The sequence below is a fragment of the Cytophagaceae bacterium ABcell3 genome (genome assembly GCA_030913385.1).
Classification (GTDB): Bacteria; Bacteroidota; Bacteroidia; order Cytophagales; family Cytophagaceae; genus ABcell3.
On record CP133159.1, the window covers coordinates 2,968,068 to 2,988,372 of the forward strand.

A 20,305-nucleotide genomic window follows, 5' to 3' on the forward strand; every position below is an offset into this window, starting at 1 on the left:
AGTCTATTTTTTACCTTTTTAAACATTTTCATCATAAATGTCGTCCCGGAAGTTTAAGTTTCCGTCTTCATCTACAAATGCTGTCCAATATATAATATAAATTGGAGTCCTGTCTATGAGGTAAATCTGGGTTGTTTCATCTTGGTTTGCTTCTTGTATAATTCGTTGTCTGTTCCAGTGTCCAGGTGCGTTGGTATTGTCTTTCAGTAGATATTCTGCCAATTTTACTGGGTTTTCTACACGAATGCACCCATTACTAAAAGTCCTTTCTTCTACATCAAAAAGGTGATCTTGTGGAGTGTCATGAAGGTATATGGCATATTCATTAGGAAACATAAACTTCATCTGCCCCATAGCATTGTTTGGTCCTGGTTTTTGTCTAAGAAATAATTCTTCTTGCTCAAGTAGGTCTAAATTCTCCTGGGTGTTTTCAAAAACTTCAGCGTCCTCGGCAAACTGGTCAACTATCTCATAGTTGTTCCTTTCTAAATAAGTGGTATCTTCTCTAGCTTGTGGCAGCATGGTTCTTTGGACAATACTGTGAGGAATATTCCAATAAGGGTTAAACTCTATATATTGCATGCTATCGTTGAAGGCAGGTGTTTCTTGCCCATTGTATTCATCTCCCACGATAACACGCATAGAAAACTTTTTGTCATCTTTGTCTTCGTATGCAGTGAGTTCAAACTCTGGTATATTTACAAAGATGTACTTTTCTCCTAAATCTTCTGGAAGGTCCGCCCAACTGTCTAAAGAGAATTTTATTTTTTCTAATTTATCATCTATAGGTTTGTTCATTTGCTGAAGTGTAGCTGGGCCTGTAATACCGTCTACTTGGAGACCGTGCCTCTTTTGGAACTTTCCTACAGCTAAAGCCACATCTTCATCATATTCCCGGCTGTCAGACTTGCCAGCTTCTTCTTCAATATCCCCAGTTGTTGCTAATCGTTTTCTGATATCTGGCACTACATCTGAAACAGCACCTAAATTTAAAGCTCCTTCAAACCAAGGGACTTCATGAAAACCACCATTGTTAGCAATTTCTTCGTACTTTTCCAATGCCTCTTGTAACTGTTCATACTGTGGGTGGTTTTTGGGGTTGTTGTGGCTTTTTGCCTTGGCACCTAAGGATGTCATTAAAAAAATCACAACTCCTAAAAGATATATATACTTTTCTGATTTCATAAGATTGTACTTTATAAATAAACAACATATTCGAAAGAAAAGTTAGATAGTAAGAAAGCAGTAGGGGTCGGGGAGGTATCGAACTAGTCTGTTAATCTATAATGTTATATAAAAGGGTATGTAAAAGGAGGGAAAACTATGTTTGATTTACTTGAAAAGACGCAGGAAAACGTTCTTGCTACAAAAATTTCTGGAAAACTTAATCAAAGTGACTACAATCAAATGTTTCCTTTGGTAGAGGAAACAGTAGCCAAATATGGCAAGATTAACCTTTATGTAGAATTGGAGAATTTTGAAGGTTGGGAAGACCCTAAGTCTTTATGGGATGAATTTAAACTTTCGTTTAAGCATTACACAGACTTAGAAAAAGTTGCTATTGTTGGTGAAAAAAAATGGGAAGAGTTTGCTACTAAGGCTAGTGACTTTGTAAACCCTGCAAAAATTAAATACTTTTCACCAGAACAAAAGGAAGAAGCCAAAAATTGGATATCTGAGTAATATATTTAAACAATAAACATTTTCTGTTGCATATATGGGGCTGTCCAAGGACAGCCTTTTTTTATGGTCGCTGAAAAAGCTTTAACCTTAATTTATGTGATAGGTTTCGTCTTGAGGAGCAAAATAACAATAAATCAGTGCTTTGGGTTCGTAAAGCATAGCAGCGCTAGGTTAAGACACAAATGTGAGGAAACCGACTGATTTAAAGTTGTTTTTGTTTTGTTGCCTAATAGAAAGCTCTGTTGAATATTTCGGATTTAAATTTTGCAGACCTTGTCCATGCTGCACACTTGTGACTTTTTCCGCGGGTTGTACTTAGCTTGGTCGTAAAACATTTTATGTGAAATTTCTCTTTAAACATTTGTAGACTTTTTAAATAAAAAAGCATTTTTATGAGACGAATATTGAAAGGATTATTAATTGGTAAATTGTTGAGCAGCTCTGGCGGCAGAGGTGGTTGTGGATGTTTGACCTTATTGATAATTGCTGCCATTGTTTATTTTTTGTTTGGTAATTTTACTTTTTTGTAAATGGTTTGACACTTTAAATGTGAATGAAGCAGATTGTTATTAAGGGTGCATTTTTTTTATTGTCATTAATACTTGGTTTAGTCATCCTTATAGTTGCTTTTTCTCCTTCATTACCCACTAGGGCGGATGATATCATTCAGGATATTCTAAATTCAAAAAGTCCTGAATTGGTGGTAGGGGATACAGGAAAAGTAAAGTCTGGAGATTATGAAATATGGTATGAGTCCATAAAACCTCTAGGTGAAGTTAAAGGAACGGTATTGTTGATTATGGGACTTGGGGGAGATGCTCTAGAATGGCCAGCGTTTTTTTATGAACCTTTGGTAGATCATGGATATCATGTGATTAGGTATGATAATAGGAGTACTGGCAATTCAGAAAAAGTGAGGGACTGGAGTGCTGATCACCCGTACACCTTAGAGGATATGTCTTTGGATGCTTTATCTGTATTGGATGAAGTTGGTGCTGAAAATGCCCATATTATAGGAATTTCTATGGGAGGGATGATCGGGCAAAGTATGGCTATTCATACCCCTCACAGAGTCCAGACACTTACTTCTATTATGTCTTCGGCTGATATAAATGACCCTGAACTGCCACAGGTGAACAGGAAGTTGTTTCTTCGGCTTATCGCTGCTAGTCTAAGGTATGGTATTGGTGGTTCTGAAGTAGGGGTAATGAGACAAAGAATTGCTGCACGCAGCGTTTTTGTGCCTTATTTATCAGAAGATCGTATGGCAGTTTTGGCCGAAAAAGCTTTATATAGTAAGAGAAATCGCGATACGCCTTACAGGGGAGCTTTTCGTCAGCATATTGCAGCTATCAATGCTTCCGGGTCAAGGGTAAGTGCTTTGAAAGGTGTTAAAGTGCCATCTTTGGTCATTCATGGGGAAGACGATCCGCTTATTCCTATAGAACACGGTAAAAAAACTGCAAACTTAATACCAGCAGCTTTAGGTGTTTGGGTGCCTCAGATGGGACATGATTTTGCACCTGAGCATATGGGGGTTATACATGAAGCTATCTTTAATTTACTGGATGGCTGAGTGAAACTTTTATTAGTTTTTAATATTTTTCAATGATTTTTAAACTAATTATAAATATCTTTGTTAACAATTATAAGGAGCCGCAAAGAATACAAAGTTTATTCTGAGAAAAGTTGTTTTTTCCGTAAGGAAAACGTTAATCAAGTAAACGTTCTATATACTTCTTGTTTTAAGTTAAAGCACTGGTAGTAAAAAGGGTGAGGTTTGACTGCTTTTCTTAAAATCATCATAATAACAAGTTATTGCATATCTTTTAATACAAAAAAACAACGCATTTATGAAGATTACTTTTGACAATGTAATGGAAAAAGTCGTAAAAAGCAGGTATCTTTCACGTAGGGACAAGCAAAATGAAATCAAGAGGTTCATTAAAGAATACTCGGGCAGCAACAAGCCTACCTCGGATAAAGAGCTTGAAACTTTGGAGGAGTTAAAAAGCATTAAAAAGGTATATGCAATGCAGGATGCTGAAGAAAAAATTAAAGACAAGAGTCAATAGGCAAAAAGTTTCTAATGATTAAAAAACCTTAGGGGAAAGCTCCTAAGGTTTTTTTGTTTAAAAAAGCTTTTTTTTATAGGGTTAACCATTAGATATCTTATGTGTTATTAGCTTACTTGGGCTCGTTTAGTTACTTTTTGCCTCGCCGGCAGGGCCTTACTTTTTTTCTTAGACAAAAAAAGTAAGCAAAAAAGTCAAGGCCTGTGATGAAATTTGCTAAACTTTATAACCATTACGCTATCCCGATAGCTATCGGGATGAAACTCACCCTCCTTGCGTCGGGCTCAAACAGCAAATTTTTTGGCCGCTCCATGCTTATAAAGTTCTTAACGCAATTTCATCAATGGCCGTATTATTTTCTAACAATGGGACATACCGCCATTTAAGAAAGGCAGTTTAAAGGCATTTTTATCGTAGAATAAAATCTTATTACTTCCTAGAGACTTAAATGGGTAATCCTATAGTTTTATTTATGCCACCGCCCCTTGTAATAGTTTACGAAAAGTAGTGGTTTAATACTCCGTCTTATCTGCTTTTTTCTTCCACTCATCAAAGGGTTCTTGGTCGTTTGGTAAGTCAATTTTTTTCATAGGGATTTTTCTGTTTTCAGCACTCTTGTTAATTTCATCATATATGAGCGAGTCATCAAAACCGGCCTCGGCCGCAGTTTCTCTAGTACATGCATAGTAAATGGCTTTAGGCCTTGCCCAATATATCGCCCCCAGGCACATCGGACAAGGTTCACAGCTTGTATAGATTTCACAACCATCTAATTGAAAAGAATCTAAATATTTACAAGCCTCTCTTATTGCTATTATTTCAGCATGCGCTGTAGGGTCATTGCTTGATGTTACTTGGTTAAATCCTTTTCCTATAATTTGTCCGTTTTTTACAACAACGGCTCCAAATGGACCTCCTTTGTGTTTTTTAACTCCTTGTACTGATAATTTTATAGCTTCTTTTAGCCATTTCTCTTTTTCTTCCTTTAGCATAAGCTTGATTGTATTTACCGTCAATCATTTGACATGAAAAGTCCTATTATGTTTATATGTCCAAAATTTCATCCACCAGATCTTGATTTTCTTCATTGTACATCAAATGCCCTTTCAGTAGAAAGCGATTTACGTTGTTCAGTACTTCATGGTTAGGCGTTTCAATATGCTTAGGTATTTTATATATTCTGTCGTCTTTTTTACTGAATGGACATTGTACTTTTGAATTGAAAAGGTACGGAATCAAAATTTTAGAACAGCTCATGGCAATTCTGTTTACAGTCCAGTTGTCAAAGTACTCTTGGAGCCTGTGATTGATGTTTTCAAAAAACTCTACGGTATTTCCTAACCTTACCCTTGAACCCGCTCTTGACTTTCCTTTGGTCTTTAAGTACTTGATTTGACTTTTTCCTTGTTTTTTTCTAACCATGTATGACTTAAAAACTTTATGGTCTACATTTATTCCGTCTTCATACATTCCTAAAGAGCAACTTCCAGATTGGATTAAAAGTATAATGTAGTTTATATCGTTTTTATCATACTCTGGGTATGAAATGTTTAGAGGTAATCTGAAATTAATAATTTCATTACCAAGTAGATCCTGAATTATTATTTTATGTTTCTCTTGACCGTATGAATATTTTTTTGCTGTTTTATTGATATTTTCGATCAAAGGAATAACGTGTTCTTGTGGTATACTAATTTGCAAAGCTTTTATGTTTTAATGCTGTTAGCGTAAAATAATATTTTTTATAGAATGTTATATAGGATATATTATTTGGTACAGAATTTGAAACTAGCGTAAAATAATAACATTTTAAACCAAGGACCTATATTTTCGTAAGGACATAAAAACATTGTGTATGAAAAGTCTTATATATTTACTCTTAACTTCTTTTGTTGTTTTAGGATTATCTTCATGTGGCAGGACAGTATATGTAAACCGCGCTCCTGTTTATCAAAATGCCGCTCCACCACCTTGGGCGCCTGCTCATGGTTTTAGAAGTGAAATGAGGTATTACTATGTTCCTGACTTAAATCTATACTACGATACCTATACACAGCATTATCATTATTATCATGGAGGTACTTGGATGACCTCTTCTCGCTTGCCTGCTCAATATAACAATGTTAACATAAACAATATGTATGTTACCCAAATCAATTATAATGGGACAGACCCTTATAGGCAGAACAGCAGGCATCAAAGGTTGCATCCAGCAGGTAGGCAAAGGGTAAGCAACACTGGATCTTCTGGGCCTAACAATTCCAGACCTTCTAATAATAATAACAATACTAGACCAAGTAGGGACCGTAACACCGTAGTTCCTGATAGAAGGGCGGCAGCCTCTGATCCGGCAAACAGGCAGAATAACAATAGCAGGGTTCGTAATAGAAGGGATGGTAATTCTAGTGGTCAGAATAACCGTAATGCCAATACAAGGGAAAGAAGAGCAAACCAAAGAAATACTGATACTCCACCTGCAAATAACAATGCCGGAAATCCAGGTAGGCGTAGGTCAGGTGTCAATGATAATAATGACAGGGGAAATGCTCAAAACCAAAATAGTTCCAATGCAAGACCAGCTAGGAATGATAGGTCTAGGAATGCTGCCCCTGCAAGCAATCAAAGGAACCGTCAGACAAGAGAGGCTGCCCCGGCTAATAACCAACGAAATCAGCGTACGAGGAATGCAGCACCGGCTAATAACCAACGAAATCAAAATACAAGGAATGCTGAACCTGCCGGAAGAAATCAAAGTGCAGCACCAGCTAACCGTCGTCAACAACAGGCTGGAGGAAATAACAATAGGAGGGCAAACACTGGAGGAAATACACCCGCTCAAGATAGACGAAATGCACGCACCAGATAATTTTACCTAATTGGTAATAACAGAGGCAGTCTCCAAAGGACTGCCTTTTTTTGGTGTGCCGTGCATGGTAACTAACTAGGTGGTGAAAGTCCACTGTGGGGGTTTGTAATCGCCAACCACTAGCCAATAGCAAGGGTGTCCACTGTGAAGTGGAATCTGAAGGAAGCTGGCGGCAAAACTCTGCCCCGAGTAACACGAACCTTATCAGGCATAACCGGTGGGATGAGACTACCAAACAAGTCGAAGTCCAAAGATTACACGGACATCGGAATGTAAATGAGGCGGGGACATGGAGAGAAAGTGAGTTGCCTTACCACGGGAGGTCTCATGGACGTGCGGAAACAGAGTAAGAAGCACGGAGTAAAGCTTGCCATGAGAAGTCAGCCGAAGCCATAGTACCAGATAACGACTAGATCTGGGAAGGGCTGAACTTTAAGGAGTGAGAAGTGAATGAATGTTACCGCATGAAAGGAAGAAAGCAGAATATCTTTGAAGAAAAGACCTGCCCACAAAAGAATAGGACGGCATCCGAAGGATATGTGGGAGGGCAGACTTTCATGTGGATAACTGAAAACAACCTCACGGATACTAATCGATTAGGGTATGGACTGTTAGAGTTTGTTCTGTCGCCATCCAACCTGAACGCAGCCTATAAACAGGTAAAGCGCAACAAAGGAGCAGGAGGTGTTGATGAGATGGAAGTCGAATCCCTCAAAGGTTATCTTGTCGCAAACAAGGACGAACTGGTAACATCCATATTGCAGGGCAAGTACCGCCCCAATCCTGTCCGCAGGGTAGAAATACCTAAGGACAACGGACAAAAGCGACAATTGGGCATACCCGCGGTAGTGGACAGAGTAATTCAACAAGCAATTGCCCAGTCACTTATCCCCCTCTACGAACCCCAATTCAGCGACCACAGTTATGGGTTTAGGCCAAAGCGCAACGCCCACCAGGCTCTAGAAAAGTGTAGAAGCTATATCACAGAGGGCTACGTTTACGCAGTCGATTTGGACTTGGAGAAGTTCTTCGATAAGGTGAACCATAGCAAACTAATAGAAGTACTTTCGCGCACAATCAAGGACGGACGGGTAGTATCGCTGATACACAAATACCTGAACGCCGGAGTGCAGGTAGGGGGAAGCTTTGAGACCAGTGAAATGGGAGTGCCTCAAGGAGGCCCTCTAAGCCCCTTGTTGAGTAATATTATGCTCAATGAGCTGGACGGTGAGCTGGAACGAAGGGGGCACAAGTTTGTACGTTACGCAGATGACATGGTTATCTGGTGCAGGAGCAAGCGAAGTGCAGAACGTGTAAAGAGGTCGCTAATCTGCTTCATAGAAGATAAGCTGTTCCTGAAAGAGAACAAGGAGAAAAGCCAAACCGTTCCTATATCCAAGGTCAAATTCCTTGGCTATTCGTTTTATAAAACGAAGGGGGTAGGTCGGTTGCGTATACACCCAAAAAGTGTATTGAAGATGAAAGTGAAACTAAAAGAACTGACATCACGCAGCAACGGCTGGGGAAATGCACGTAGGAAGGAAAAGCTTCGCCAATACATTGTCGGCTGGGTGGGCTACTTTAAACTGGCAGATATGCAAAGCCTGTTACTAAGGATAGATGAATGGTACAGGAGGAGAATCAGAATGGTTATCTGGAAACAGTGGAAACGGGTGAAAACCAAACTGAGGAATCTTGTTAAGCTTGGTGTTAATAAATTCAAAGCTTTAGAGTGGGCAAACACGAGGAAAGTCTATTGGCATATAGCCAATAGCTTTATCCTTAATACCACTATCACCATAGATAGACTTAGACAGGCAGGCTATATATTCCTGTCAGACTACTACCAAAAGGTTAGGGTCAAAACTTAAGGAACCGCCCTGTACCGAACGGTACGCAAGGTGGTGTGAGAGGTCGGAAAATAAAATAGGAGGAAAACTATTTTATTTTCCTCCTACTCGATTTTTAACTGGTTGAAGTAAGGTCTTTTGTTTCAAATATTATGTATAATTTATATTTTTCATTGAAATAAGAGATAGCTTATTTATTGTGTTAAGTGTGTTTTATTCTTTAAAACGATATATTTTATATATAAACTGCTGCACTTTGTGAATATTTTTTAAAATGTAAACTAAGTTTGGTAAAGTATTTGTTTAATTATTTTTACAACTACTTTATTGCTTATGAAAAATTTACTATATGTTGCGATGATTTTTGCCCTGTTACAATTAACTTCTTGCTCGAGCAGGGTTTATGTTGCAGGTGGCGGAGGATTTCACTCAGCGCCTCCTGCATGGGCTGTGGGACATGTACATCAAGCATCTATGCGCTATTACTATGTTCCATCTATCAACCTTTATTACGATTCATTTACTGGTGCTTATTATTGGCATAATGGTTTTAGATGGCGTAGAAGCATGAGGGTTCCTCCTATGTATGCAAATTATAATTTTAGGAGTGCACACTTTACGCAAATTAACTTCAATGGAACTAGACCATATAGAGACAACAGGAGGCATCAAAGACTATATTCTAGGAGTCAGAACATGAATCAATCTACACCTAGAGGTAACCGTAGAATTGAAGGGCAAAACAGGCGGATTGAGTCAAGAAATAATAGAGCTGTTCGCCCTGAAAATAATTCTAGGTCAAACCGGAGGCAAAGTGTTGACGCTCCTGCTAGAAGACAAAGAAGAGTTGAGGCGCCAGCTCAAAGGCAAAGAAATGTTCAAGCGGCACCCAACCGTAACTCCAGAAGGTCACAAGTGAATTCGGCACCTTCCAGGTCTAACAGAGGAGGTTCGCAAGTACGGTCTTCGTCTCGTTCAAGCCGAAGCGCCGGAACTGCCCCTTCTTCAGGAAGGCGGTCGCGTAGATAATCAAAAAGCCCTGATATGTCGGGGCTTTTTTTGTTCCGATATGTTATCCTTGCTAGAAACTTTCTAAATTTGTGGAAAATACCAAAACCATAAAATGAAAGATTTTAAAAAGTACTATATAATTCCAGCACCTCCGGATGAGGTTTATCTCGCTTTAACAAATGAGCCAACTATTCAGCTTTGGACTGGAGACGAAGTTCAAATGGTGGCTGAACCGGGTACAGAGTTTTCTTTATTTGGAGAAAGTATAGTAGGGAAAAACCTTGAGTTTGTTAAAAGTGAGAAGATAGTGCAGCAATGGTATTTTGACCAAGAGGAGCCTTCCATTGTCACAATCAAATTACACCCAGATAAAAGAGGAACATCAGTGGAACTTAGACATACTAATATTCCTGACGAGGAATATGAAGATATGGTAGAAGGTTGGGATAATACGTATTTTGCTTGGTTAAGAGAGTTTTATGAGGATGATTAATCCTAGTTTAGGTAAAAAACAGAAATCATAGAATCAGGCATTAGTTCAAGACGTAGCTTTTGGGTTTTGCATTTTTGCCTTTCTCTTCTTTTTTCCTCTAGATAAGTATCAAGGTGGAGCGTTTTCCCGTCTACATGAGCCAAAGTCTTTACGGGAACCACCATCTCTACTTGTGGTTTAATACTTTTTGCTTTCAATGCAAGCACTGACGGTGTTTTTATAACGCCCCTTGCTATATAATAAGAAAAAGCTAGTATAAATATAGATGTTATGATCATGTCTGTATAAGGTGTTTTCTTAGTCTTTAAGTTCCGGTTAAACGTTCTTAACCACAATACTTCTAAATACGAGAATAGGTTCTTTTATGTTGAGCCTTAATATTCTGACTTGAAGTTGTTTTCCCCTCATGAACTGATTCTATTATATATAAGCAGCGGTTTGCTTCTAATTACAACACGCTTGGTTATTCGTTCCTAGGACTTTCTTTGAATGAACTTTCAACACCTCATGCTGATAGAGGTTAAGTAATAAGAATGCACTGTAAACCGTGAGATAATGAAAATTTTGAATGAAGATTTATATGGTTCTGCGCCTGACAAATGTCCGGTAGTTCTAGTAATTATTGATATGATCAATGACTTTGACTTTCCTGATGGTGAAGCATTATTTAACAACTCATTGCCTGCTGCAAAAAATATTAAAGCTTTAAAGAACAGAGCTAAAAAAGAACATGTCCCTATTATTTATGTAAATGATAACTTTGGTAAGTGGAAATCGGATTTTAAGGTTTTGACTGAGCATGTCATTAATGAAAACACATTAGGCAAACCAATAGCAGAAATGTTACGACCAGAGCCAGAGGACTATTTTGTGCTGAAACCGAAACATAGTGGCTTTTACTCAACTACATTAGAAATATTGCTTGACCATTTGGGCGCCGATAAAATAATTCTCACAGGTATCACTTCTGATATATGTTTATTTTTTACCGCAAGCGACGCTTATTTAAGAGACTATAAATTAATTATCCCTTCTGACTGCTCTGCAGCGGTTAATAATGATCAGCATAAAATAGCTATGGAGAATATGGAGCGGATCTTAAAAGCGGAAGTATGTACATCAGCGGAAATAGATTTAATTCAGAGCAAAAAGAATTGATTAATGGAAATTTAAATCTAGAGAATATACATTGTTGTTGGCATGTTCTTTGATCATTAACAATGTGGCAAATCATAATCTATCATGAAACAGTTGATACTTCTTTTTTTTCTCTTGTCTTTGCAAAGTACTGTGTATGCTCAAAAAAGCATCGTGGAAAAGTATGGAAGATTGTCTGTTGATGGAAATTATATCATAGGGGAGCATGGAGATACGGTGCAGTTGCGGGGCATGTCTTTTTTTTGGAGCCAATGGAAAGGCGAGTATTATAACAAGAGAGTTGTTCAGTGGTTGCGTGACGATTGGAAATGTACGGTGGTACGTGCTGCTATGGGTGTAGATGAGAGTGGCGGCTATTTGCATAATGCATATGAAGAAAAAGAAAAAGTAGAACGTATAGTAAAAGCAGCTATTGATCAAGGTATATATGTGATTATTGATTATCATAGTCATCATGCCCATGAAAATCCAGAAGAAGCAAAACGTTTTTTTGCTGAAATGGCTAAGAAGTATGGAAAATACCCCAACGTGATTTATGAAATCTACAATGAGCCTCTTCAGGTTTCTTGGACAAAAGTCCTTAAGCCATATTCTACTGAAATTATTGAAGTAATCCGCTCTCATGACCCTCATAACTTGGTCATATGTGGAACCAGACAATGGTCGCAAATGGTAAGTGAGGCTGCTCTGGATCCGGTAGATGATCATAATGTGGCTTATGCCCTTCATTACTATGCTGGAACGCATAAAGAATCATTAAGGAACATTGCTCAGAGGGCACTTGATGCAGGTATTGCTATTTTTGTTACAGAGTTTGGTATCTGTGAGGCTAGTGGTGATGGGGAGCTTGATTTTGAAGAAGCACAAAAGTGGTGGGATTTTCTCGACAAATATAAAATTAGTTGGGCAAACTGGGCTGTCTCTGATAAGGAAGAAGCGGCCTCTGCTTTGGTATTTGGAGCCGGTTGGAGAGGGAAATGGAAAGAACATCAAATTACACCTTCTGGGAAATTTGTAAGAGAGGAGCTTTTAAGAAAGAATGGCCCTATTTTTGAAAGCCTTGAAAAGTAAGGGAGCAGAGCTTAGCTCTTTCTCCCTTTTCTTACTTTCTTAAGTTGTCTTTTCTGGTTTCTTACTGTCCCTCGTTTTAATCTGAATCTTTTGGTTTTTTTCATCTGAAGCAAAATTTGGTTGTTCAATAAAACCTCATTGTTGGTTTATTGTTTTAAACTGTTCAACAAATTTGAAATCCTTTGCGTCAAAAAGTCCCAAATCGCTTAGTTTTAGTGCAGGGATAACCAATAAGGCCATAAAGGACAAGGTCATAAAAGGAGAGGTAAGTGGGCTGCCCATTTCTTTTGAAATACTATCCATTTCTGTATATTTTTTTGCAACTGTATAACCGTCTTCTATAGACATTAGCCCTGCTACTGGCAAAGGTAAACTATGCGTCTTTTCGTCAAATACGGCGGATATGCCTCCTTTATTTTTTATAACCTCGTTTACTGCTTTGGTTAAATCTATGTCCGTGGTACCAACGGCAACAATATTATGAGAGTCGTGGGCTACAGATGAAGCTATTGCGCCTTTTTTTAGACCAAATCCTTTAATAAAAGCTATGGCAGGCGGTGTGTTCTTATATCGATTTACCACAGTGATTTTTAATAAGTCCTTGTTTATATCGGCTTGAAGCTCTCCATTTAAAATGGTTGGTTCTACTTCTAAAGCATTGGTTATTAATTGACCATCTAATGCTTCAATCACTTTAATTTTGTTGCCTAATGGAGCTATTTTGAAGAACTCTGGCGTTTTGAGAGATGTGTCAAATTTGTTGATTATATCCGCTGGTTTAGTCTTGATGAAGCTTTTACCATTTTCTGCTTGCAATTCGCCGTTGATATATGTTTTTAAAACCGAGAACTCTTTGATATTATTCACCACAATAAAGTCTGCCGGATCACCTTCTCGCACAAGCCCTACATCTAGGTCGTAATGAATTACCGGATTGACACAGGCAGCTTTCAATACCTTGTAAAAATCTACACCTTTTGCAATCGATCTTTTTACCAGTTCGTCAATATGGCTTTTTACTAAATAGTCTGGATGTTTATCGTCTGAACAGAACATGATGTGATCTTCATAGTCATTTAGAAGAGGGTATAGAGCTTCAAAGTTTTTAGCCGCACTTCCTTCTCTAATGGCTATCTTCATTCCTGCTTTTAGTTTGTCGAGGGCTTCATCTTTTGTAAAACATTCATGGTCTGTACTTATTCCGGCAGAAGCGTACTGTTCTGCTAATGCACCTTTTAGACCAGGGGCATGGCCGTCTATTATTTTGTTATACTTTTTGGCAATATGTATTTTCGCTAAAACGGTTGGGTCTTGGTTCAGCACACCAGGCCAGTTCATCATTTCGCCCAAATACTTAAGGTCTCTTTCTTTAAAGAGCTTTTCTATATCGCCGGCCGTCACTTCTGCTCCTGCGGTCTCAAAAGTGGTTGCTGGAACACAAGATGGGGCGCCAAAATAAAACTTAAACGGTACTGTCTTTCCATTATCTATCATATAGTTTATACCTTGAATACCCAAGACATTTGCAATTTCATGTGGGTCTGAAACTGTGGCTACCGTGCCATGTACCACTGCTACTTTTGCGAATTCTGAAGGAACTACCATGGAACTTTCTATATGGACATGGGCATCTATAAACCCAGGTAAAATATAAATATCATCTGCATTGGCTGTTTGGGATATTTGGACAATTTTTCCATCAGATACTGTAATAGTTCCTGGATAGGTACGCTTGTTTATTATATCTATAATGTTTCCTGATATGGTAAAATCCTTCATAATGTTGATGTGCTTTACGATCTATAAAGGTAATGTCCTTATTGGTTAATACCAGAAGTTGAAATAAGTTTTATTATTCTTATTCAGTTGGGATGCTTTTCGTATTTGTATCACTTATAATTTTCTCAGCAGTTTCCTTTATTATTCCTCCTAATGCTAGAACTGTCTATATGAATATAATTCTTTGAAAAAAACATGTAAGATAATGGCACGATTTTAATATTAGGCCTGTTGAAATATTATACCATTTTAAAAATCATCTTTTATGGATATTCAACATGATGTAAGACAGGGGAAATTTTATGCCATAGTAAAAGGTACAGAATATAGCTTAGAGTACAATGACTTAGAACCAAACTTGTGGGAGTTTCACTGCCCTTTTTTGACCGGTAGCCAAAGAGAGCAAGAGGCGCTTGATAAAATTATTGAATATGCCATGTATTACATGAAGAGAAAAGGGATCAGGTTGTGTGAAGTAGGTTCGTGTAGTAGGGTTAAAGATTACCTTGAAAGAAAAAAAGAGCTTCAGGAAACCCTGGTAGTATAATAAATTTAAAATAGGAGAGGGGCGAAAAAAGCCCCTTTTTTGTACCTAAGGAATATTTTTTACCAACTCGGATGCTTGCTTTTAATCAATTTTTGAATAGTCTTCCATCTTTTTGTAATAAGCTATGGCTGCTCTAATTTCCCCATAGGTATATTCTTCACCTAACATGCCTTTAAGTTTTGAAAGCGTAAAATCTTCTTCTTGATTTAACTGCTTTATAGCCTTTAGAATTTGCTGTGCTTTTTTCTTGGGAACTAACTCTTCTAAATTTAACTCGTCTGTGGAAATGAAGCGGATGAGGTGGTTTTCTATTGTACTTGTAACCAATCCGCGTTCTTGAGCTATATCGGAAATATTCTTTCCTTCTTTAAACATTTTAAGCGATATTCTAAAAGTTTCTCCCTTTGGGACTTTTGCTTTTTTTCGTTCCGTTTTTTCTGAATCTTCTTTTTTAAGGCTTTCTTTTTTGTCAGAAAGTTCTTTTAGCAATATTTCTGTATCAGTCCCTTCAGCCAAGCCTTGTGTTATAAGCAACCCTTTCTCTAAAATAGATTTTTTATGTTTTAAGGTGTTTAGTAGGTATTTAAGCTCTTTCTGGTATTTTTTAGTTTTAGGTTTTGTTTTTATAATGTGTAAATGATCTTTTATGGGATTAAACAGCTCTTTGTGTATTTTTTCTTTAAAGTAGGCGCTAGCTGCAGCTATTCTTTCATTCAGATGGTTGTAGTCTGTAGGTTTGTTGTCTTTATTGCTTAACAAGTTTTCCAACTGGACAGTGAATTTTGAGGCTGTATTTTCCTGTTTCTCAACGCAGGATAGAAGTTTTTCTCCTAGCTCTTGGGCTTCTTCTTGTAAAGGAATCCGTCTATTATCAAAGGATTCATAAAAGTTTGTAAATACATTAAGAAGCTTGTTCCAGTTGAATGCATTGATCAGGGAATTGTGGATATAGCTTTCTTTTGCTTGCTCTAGTTCTTTGTTTAGCTGATTTTCCTCTGGTTCATTTTGTGAAAATGCACTTGCCTGCGCGTCTGTATAAATACAGTCAGAATTTATTTTAGATAGAAGGACTAGACCGTTTAGTGAGGTAAGTCTGCTCAGCGCCACATAAACCTGTCCCGGTGCGAAAGACTCTCCAGCGTCAATTATGGCTTTGTCAAAAGTTAGACCTTGACTTTTGTGAATAGTTATAGCCCAGGCAAGCCTAATCGGGTATTGGGTGAAGGAACCCTTGTTGTCTTCTTCGATTTTGTCTTCTTCTTTATTATAGGTGTACTTTACATTTCTCCAAGTCTCTTTCTCCACCAGTAGTTTATCGCTTTGTCCGGGAAAAGCTACGTATATTTTGTCTTCTTCAATCTTATCAATGATTCCTGTTTTCCCATTATAGTAACGCCTGTTTTCTCCTTTGTCATTTCTGATAAACATAATTTGAGCACCTTCTTTCAGGGTTAAGGTTTGCTCTGCTGGCAGGCTTTTCCCAAAATTGCCCTCTAGCTTAGCTTCAAAAGTATATGCCTTTCCAGGTAGCTTGTCCAGTTCCTCTTGGTTGATAATGTCAGCTTTTGCATTGTGTGTTGTTAACAGAATGTGTCCGCTTTCTGGGTGTGGTTTAAAGTTTGGTTGGTAATAGCTTTTTAGAAGTTCTAAATCTTCGTTGGAAATTTTGTTGTTCCTGAGGTTGTTGAGCAGGGTAATAAATTTCACATCCTTCTGTCTGTATATTTTTTTTAGTTCCAGGTATACAGGAGGGGCTTCTTGTAGGCCATGGGCATGGAAGAAAAACGGGCTGGGATAGTACTCTTGCAAAACTTTCCACTCTTGCTCGGCTGTTACTGGTGGAAGTTGAAATAGATCACCAATAAAAAGCATCTGTACACCTCCGAAAGGTATGTGCCTTCTACGCCTGACATGTCTTAAAATGGTGTCTATGGCATCTAGTAAATCCGCACGGAGCATGGAGACTTCATCAATGATTAACAGGTCAATCTCCTGCATAAGTTCTCTTTTGTCCTTCCTTAAGCGCAGGTGCTTCATTAAGCTATGCCTGTCAAAAAGGTTGCCTGAATCATGCGGTTTTGAATATTGCTGTAAAGGGACGAAGGAACCAAATGGTAATTGAAAAAAAGAATGTATGGTAACTCCGCCTGCATTCATTGCTGCTATTCCCGTAGGGGCTACTATGGCATGCTTTTTATGCGTATTTTCTTTAATATATCTTAAAAAAGTTGTTTTTCCTGTACCGGCTTTGCCAGTTAAGAATAGATTTTTAGAGGTATGGTTGACAAATTTTACCGCTAGTTCAAAGTTTCGGTTTGACTTATCGGCTTGCATGATTGGTTAATAGCTGGACTTAAAGTTTAAAAAAATGTAACTGTTGTTTTAGCCTTCTAAGATGTTAAAAATAATGCAATTAACAAAGGATAAAAGTGAATTATTGTTGTGTAGGTGGGGGATGGTAGAACTGTATTAATGTGCATAAAAAAAGTCGGAAAGAATAGCTTTCCGACTTTTCGTTGTTTATTTAATTTTCTTAACTATCTGTTCCACCTTGCAACCTTGCTGTGGTTGACCTGGTTTCCCCGTCGCGTCTGTACTCTACAGTAACCTCTTCATCAGGTCTCTTCATACCTATAATTTCTTGAACCTCAGCAGGGGAGTTTACTTCTGAATCTTCTAAGGATACAATGATGTCTCCATCTTGCAGACCAGCGTCGTCTGCTGCACTACCAGGGTTCACTTCGTGTACATAGACCCCGTTAAGGTTTTCAATGTCTCTTTCGTCGGCAAGTTGTGCATTCAAGTCTTGGATCATTACTCCTAATAAACCTCTGCGAACTTCTCCATATTCCATGATATCGTCCACAACTTTTCTTACCATATTTCCAGGTACTGCAAAAGAGTATCCTGCAAAAGCTCCTGTTGGACTAGCAATGGCTGCATTGATACCCACTAAATCTCCATTGGTATTTACCAAGGCGCCTCCACTGTTTCCAGGGTTTACAGCAGCATCCGTCTGGATAAAAGATTCGATAGACCTGTTTCCATTGCCTTCCAGAATGTTCAGGTTTCTCCCTTTTGCACTTACGATACCAGCTGTTACTGTAGAAGTAAGATTAAACGGGTTGCCTACCGCAATTACCCATTCGCCAACTTGTAGTTCGTCAGAATCCGCAAACTCTAATATTGGCAAATCCTGTTCCTCTATTTTTATCAGCGCAAGGTCGGTCAGTGGATCAGTACCTTCCACTGTTGCGTCATACACCCTTTTGTCGTTAAGGGTAACTTGGATACTTTCAGCTTCGGCAATTATGTGCAAAGATGTAACAATATGTCCTTCTTCAGAAATAATTACACCTGAACCAGACCCTAAAAGGTTGGGATCCTGGTCTTGTTGTCCAGGTCCTTGTCCTGGTGGCTGCTGCTGTTGTTCAGGGCCACCCTCAGGATCGCCGAAAAGTTCCTCTAGCGGATGCCTTTCTCCACCACCTTCGCCATATGCGTTTATATGAACTACTGCAGGTGTGGCATGCTCTGCCGCCTCCGCAAAATCGTCTGGTCTGTCCCCATCGCTAAAGACTGACGCCAAATGTGCATTATTTTCAGATGATGCATCACATCCCTGAAAAATAAACATAGCTACTGCTATGAGATAAAAACATGTATTTTTCATATTCCTAATAATCTGAGTAAATGTATTTCTTCTATATTAAAGTAACATAATTCAGATTGTGATGTTTTTATCTCTTGCGTTATGTTTGAATATGAATATGTTATGGGTGCATAATATTTAGCATATTTTCTATGCTGGAATTAGCTCTTTATAGATTTTATACCTTTTTAAAATAGCTTTTACATACTGATAAGGTTCAGCACATCGGCAGTAACCATGTCTTACCACATCTTGGGTATAGTATTCTTCACTAGATTTTTTCAATAAATACTTTGCTACATTGTCATCCCAAACGTTAGGGTCTGCACCGTATTTTTTTGCGAGCCTTCTGGCATCTTGCACATGTCCATGTCCTACATTGTAAGAGGCTAAAACAAATTTAACCCTTTCTTCTTCTACCTCTATTTCTGACCAATAATTTAAGAGCCATTTCAAAAATGATGTGCCTGCTTTTAAAGATTCATGTGGGTTTCTAAGGTCGTTGCACCCATGTTCTTTTGCAGTAGCAGGCATCATTTGCATTAGCCCAACGGCACCTGCCCATGATTCTGCATTGGCATCAAAGCGTGATTCTTGAAAAATTAGAGATGCTAGTAAGCGCCAGTCCCAATTGATTTCAGAAGCGGCTGCTTTAATAAAATCGTCATATTCAGATATTTTTCCTCCTGTTTTGGAAAAATACATACTCCCGGCACGTTCTCTAAATGCTTTGTTGTTTTTAAAGTATTTATTAAAGATCACATTAAAAGTAACTGTTCCCCTGTTTTTTTCAACCCATTCATTAACAACTTCTAATAGTTCGGGTGAGTTTTTCCTCACGGCCCAGGCGATTCTTTGAGGGAAGCTGATTTTTGTTTTTATATCTAAGTCACGGTAAAATGTGCTGTTAAGCATAGCTATATGTTGATCGGCAACGGTGCACGGTATCTCTTTCTCGTTGACCAAGCGTATCAACTCTTCTGTACTCATATCGCCAGGTACTGTTTTAATGTTTATCGGTTCACCGATTTCATGCCCTAGATTGATCAACCTTTCAAAGTAACTTGATTTTTTCCGTACATAAACTTCTTTTTCTGTGAGATCCAGTACATTTCTGATTAGCTGTTTCTCAGTCCTATGTACGGGTATGTCTCTCCAGTTGTCTGGTTTTCGCTGAACAAGGACTTGCTCTGTAGTGGTGTGCCAACTTGTAAAATCTACGAACTTTCTTCTGGACTCTGTAATGGTCAGTCCAAAAGCGATGATGTCCCCTTTGCCTTCATTGAGCATAGTAAACATTTCATCATAATTTCTAGCTAACACGATTTCCAATTTCACGCCTAAATGGTCTGAAAGCTTTTTTAGCAGTTCATACTCATAGCCCATTGGCTCTCCTTTATAAGTAAAGAAGCTTGTTGAACTATATCCTACAATAGCCCTCAGTACCCCATCATTTTTAATTTGTGTAAAATCGTGCGTAAGTTTAGGTTTTTCTGGAGCATTTATTGCGTCTTCAACAAACTCTTCTGATGACGCTTGTTTTTTTGTCTCTTTTTGTGGTTCTGGTGCACATTGCGTGAATAGCAATGGCATAGCCAGCAAAAGAAATAATTTTGTAAACCTGTAAAAGTTGATCATACCTTTAGCTTTTGTAAATAGCTAAGATACGAAAAAGTTGGATAAAGTTGTTCTAAAAAAATTAATTGGTTAATATAATAAATAAGGCTATACAGGCAGTAAACATAAGTGAAAAAGCCACAATTCCTATTAACTGAAGAGAAGTGCTTCTGATTCCCATTTCAGCGAGTTCTTTAAGTGCGTTTTTATAACTGAAAAAGCCAATTACGTAAATTGTTCCTCCTGTCACTATTAAAATTACGGCAAGTATTCTTGCCAAAATAGCGTAATCTACAGCCGTTAAAAACTCTGCAATACCAAGTCCGGCTATCATAGATGATATGCCTGTCCTTATCCAAGCACTAAAGGTACGCTCTTTGGCCAGCAAAGTCCGTTGTTGGGCCCACTCTGTACGGTCGCCGGCAAGTTCTTGGCGCCCTTCATCTCCGCTGTAATCTGCATTTTCGGGTTCTGGAGCACTCATGCATTCCTGTTTTAATAAA

21 protein-coding genes are annotated in these 20,305 nt (G+C 38.2%); 12 read left to right on the forward strand and 9 right to left on the reverse strand.

The annotated features are described in order from the left end of the window. Window positions 1-18: 18 nt before the first annotated feature. Window positions 19-1,185, reverse strand: coding sequence for a L,D-transpeptidase family protein (locus RCC89_12055; protein WMJ73889.1), 1,167 nt, complete (start codon window positions 1,183-1,185; stop codon window positions 19-21). A 138-nt stretch (window positions 1,186-1,323) separates the two neighbouring features. Between RCC89_12055 and RCC89_12060 the strand changes: the two genes are divergently transcribed. From RCC89_12060 to RCC89_12075, 4 genes are all read left to right on the forward strand, one after another. Then, the gene (locus RCC89_12060) at window positions 1,324-1,683 is read left to right on the forward strand and encodes an STAS/SEC14 domain-containing protein (protein ID WMJ73890.1); all 360 of its coding nucleotides are present in this window, start codon (window positions 1,324-1,326) and stop codon (window positions 1,681-1,683) included. Between the two features lie 392 nt (window positions 1,684-2,075). After that, the gene (locus tag RCC89_12065) at window positions 2,076-2,213 is read left to right on the forward strand and encodes a hypothetical protein (GenBank protein ID WMJ73891.1); all 138 of its coding nucleotides are present in this window, start codon (window positions 2,076-2,078) and stop codon (window positions 2,211-2,213) included. Window positions 2,214-2,236: 23 nt separating this feature from the next. Beyond that, window positions 2,237-3,259: an alpha/beta hydrolase gene (locus RCC89_12070; GenBank protein WMJ73892.1), complete on the forward strand. Its 1,023-nt coding sequence runs from the start codon at window positions 2,237-2,239 to the stop codon at window positions 3,257-3,259. Between the two features lie 277 nt (window positions 3,260-3,536). Then, a complete protein-coding gene (locus RCC89_12075) occupies window positions 3,537-3,758 on the forward strand; it encodes a hypothetical protein (protein WMJ73893.1) in 222 nt (73 codons plus the stop codon). 512 nt (window positions 3,759-4,270) lie between these two features. On the opposite strand, the gene RCC89_12080 is transcribed toward RCC89_12075, so the two are convergent. After that, the gene (locus RCC89_12080) at window positions 4,271-4,750 is read right to left on the reverse strand and encodes a nucleoside deaminase (protein WMJ73894.1); all 480 of its coding nucleotides are present in this window, start codon (window positions 4,748-4,750) and stop codon (window positions 4,271-4,273) included. Window positions 4,751-4,802: 52 nt separating this feature from the next. Further along, window positions 4,803-5,459, reverse strand: a complete 657-nt coding sequence (locus RCC89_12085) for a hypothetical protein (protein ID WMJ73895.1) — start codon at window positions 5,457-5,459, stop codon at window positions 4,803-4,805. Between the two features lie 154 nt (window positions 5,460-5,613). On the opposite strand from RCC89_12085, the gene RCC89_12090 reads away from it, so the two are divergent. The 5 genes from RCC89_12090 (at window position 5,614) to RCC89_12110 (ending at window position 9,978) form a co-directional block, all read left to right on the forward strand. Beyond that, on the forward strand, window positions 5,614-6,624 hold the full coding sequence (locus tag RCC89_12090) for a hypothetical protein (GenBank protein ID WMJ73896.1): 1,011 nt from the start codon (window positions 5,614-5,616) through the stop codon (window positions 6,622-6,624). A 149-nt stretch (window positions 6,625-6,773) separates the two neighbouring features. After that, window positions 6,774-6,974 (forward strand): hypothetical protein, encoded by a 201-nt coding sequence (locus RCC89_12095; protein WMJ73897.1) that lies wholly within the window; start codon window positions 6,774-6,776, stop codon window positions 6,972-6,974. A gap of 114 nt (window positions 6,975-7,088) precedes the next feature. After that, window positions 7,089-8,495, forward strand: coding sequence for a group II intron reverse transcriptase/maturase (gene ltrA / locus RCC89_12100; GenBank protein ID WMJ73898.1), 1,407 nt, complete (start codon window positions 7,089-7,091; stop codon window positions 8,493-8,495). A gap of 312 nt (window positions 8,496-8,807) precedes the next feature. Continuing rightward, window positions 8,808-9,503 (forward strand): hypothetical protein, encoded by a 696-nt coding sequence (locus RCC89_12105; GenBank protein WMJ73899.1) that lies wholly within the window; start codon window positions 8,808-8,810, stop codon window positions 9,501-9,503. A 94-nt stretch (window positions 9,504-9,597) separates the two neighbouring features. Further along, complete coding sequence (locus tag RCC89_12110) at window positions 9,598-9,978, forward strand: SRPBCC domain-containing protein (GenBank protein WMJ73900.1); 381 nt, start codon at window positions 9,598-9,600, stop codon at window positions 9,976-9,978. Window positions 9,979-9,980: 2 nt separating this feature from the next. On the opposite strand, the gene RCC89_12115 is transcribed toward RCC89_12110, so the two are convergent. Next, window positions 9,981-10,256, reverse strand: coding sequence for a hypothetical protein (locus tag RCC89_12115; protein WMJ73901.1), 276 nt, complete (start codon window positions 10,254-10,256; stop codon window positions 9,981-9,983). A gap of 277 nt (window positions 10,257-10,533) precedes the next feature. On the opposite strand from RCC89_12115, the gene RCC89_12120 reads away from it, so the two are divergent. Continuing rightward, window positions 10,534-11,136 (forward strand): isochorismatase family cysteine hydrolase, encoded by a 603-nt coding sequence (locus RCC89_12120; protein WMJ73902.1) that lies wholly within the window; start codon window positions 10,534-10,536, stop codon window positions 11,134-11,136. Window positions 11,137-11,220: 84 nt separating this feature from the next. After that, entirely contained in the window at window positions 11,221-12,207 is a 987-nt protein-coding gene (locus tag RCC89_12125) for a glycoside hydrolase family 5 protein (GenBank protein ID WMJ73903.1), read from the forward strand. A 135-nt stretch (window positions 12,208-12,342) separates the two neighbouring features. Here the strand turns inward: RCC89_12125 and ade are convergent, their stop codons facing one another. Continuing rightward, window positions 12,343-13,986 (reverse strand): adenine deaminase, encoded by a 1,644-nt coding sequence (gene ade, locus RCC89_12130; protein ID WMJ73904.1) that lies wholly within the window; start codon window positions 13,984-13,986, stop codon window positions 12,343-12,345. Window positions 13,987-14,251: 265 nt separating this feature from the next. Here ade and RCC89_12135 point away from each other — a divergent pair, with 265 nt between their 5' ends. Continuing rightward, window positions 14,252-14,533 carry a hypothetical protein gene (locus tag RCC89_12135; GenBank protein WMJ73905.1) on the forward strand — a complete coding sequence of 94 codons (282 nt, stop codon included), beginning with the start codon at window positions 14,252-14,254 and terminating at the stop codon, window positions 14,531-14,533. 81 nt (window positions 14,534-14,614) lie between these two features. On the opposite strand, the gene RCC89_12140 is transcribed toward RCC89_12135, so the two are convergent. The 4 genes from RCC89_12140 to RCC89_12155 all read right to left on the reverse strand — a co-directional run bounded on the left by RCC89_12140 (window position 14,615) and on the right by RCC89_12155 (window position 20,286). Next, the gene (locus RCC89_12140) at window positions 14,615-16,867 is read right to left on the reverse strand and encodes a helix-turn-helix domain-containing protein (protein ID WMJ73906.1); all 2,253 of its coding nucleotides are present in this window, start codon (window positions 16,865-16,867) and stop codon (window positions 14,615-14,617) included. A gap of 199 nt (window positions 16,868-17,066) precedes the next feature. Further along, complete coding sequence (locus RCC89_12145; GenBank protein ID WMJ73907.1) at window positions 17,067-18,206, reverse strand: trypsin-like peptidase domain-containing protein; 1,140 nt, start codon at window positions 18,204-18,206, stop codon at window positions 17,067-17,069. 129 nt (window positions 18,207-18,335) lie between these two features. Then, a complete protein-coding gene (locus RCC89_12150) occupies window positions 18,336-19,823 on the reverse strand; it encodes a transporter substrate-binding domain-containing protein (protein WMJ73908.1) in 1,488 nt (495 codons plus the stop codon). A gap of 61 nt (window positions 19,824-19,884) precedes the next feature. Further along, entirely contained in the window at window positions 19,885-20,286 is a 402-nt protein-coding gene (locus tag RCC89_12155) for a DUF202 domain-containing protein (protein WMJ73909.1), read from the reverse strand. Window positions 20,287-20,305 lie beyond the last annotated feature (19 nt).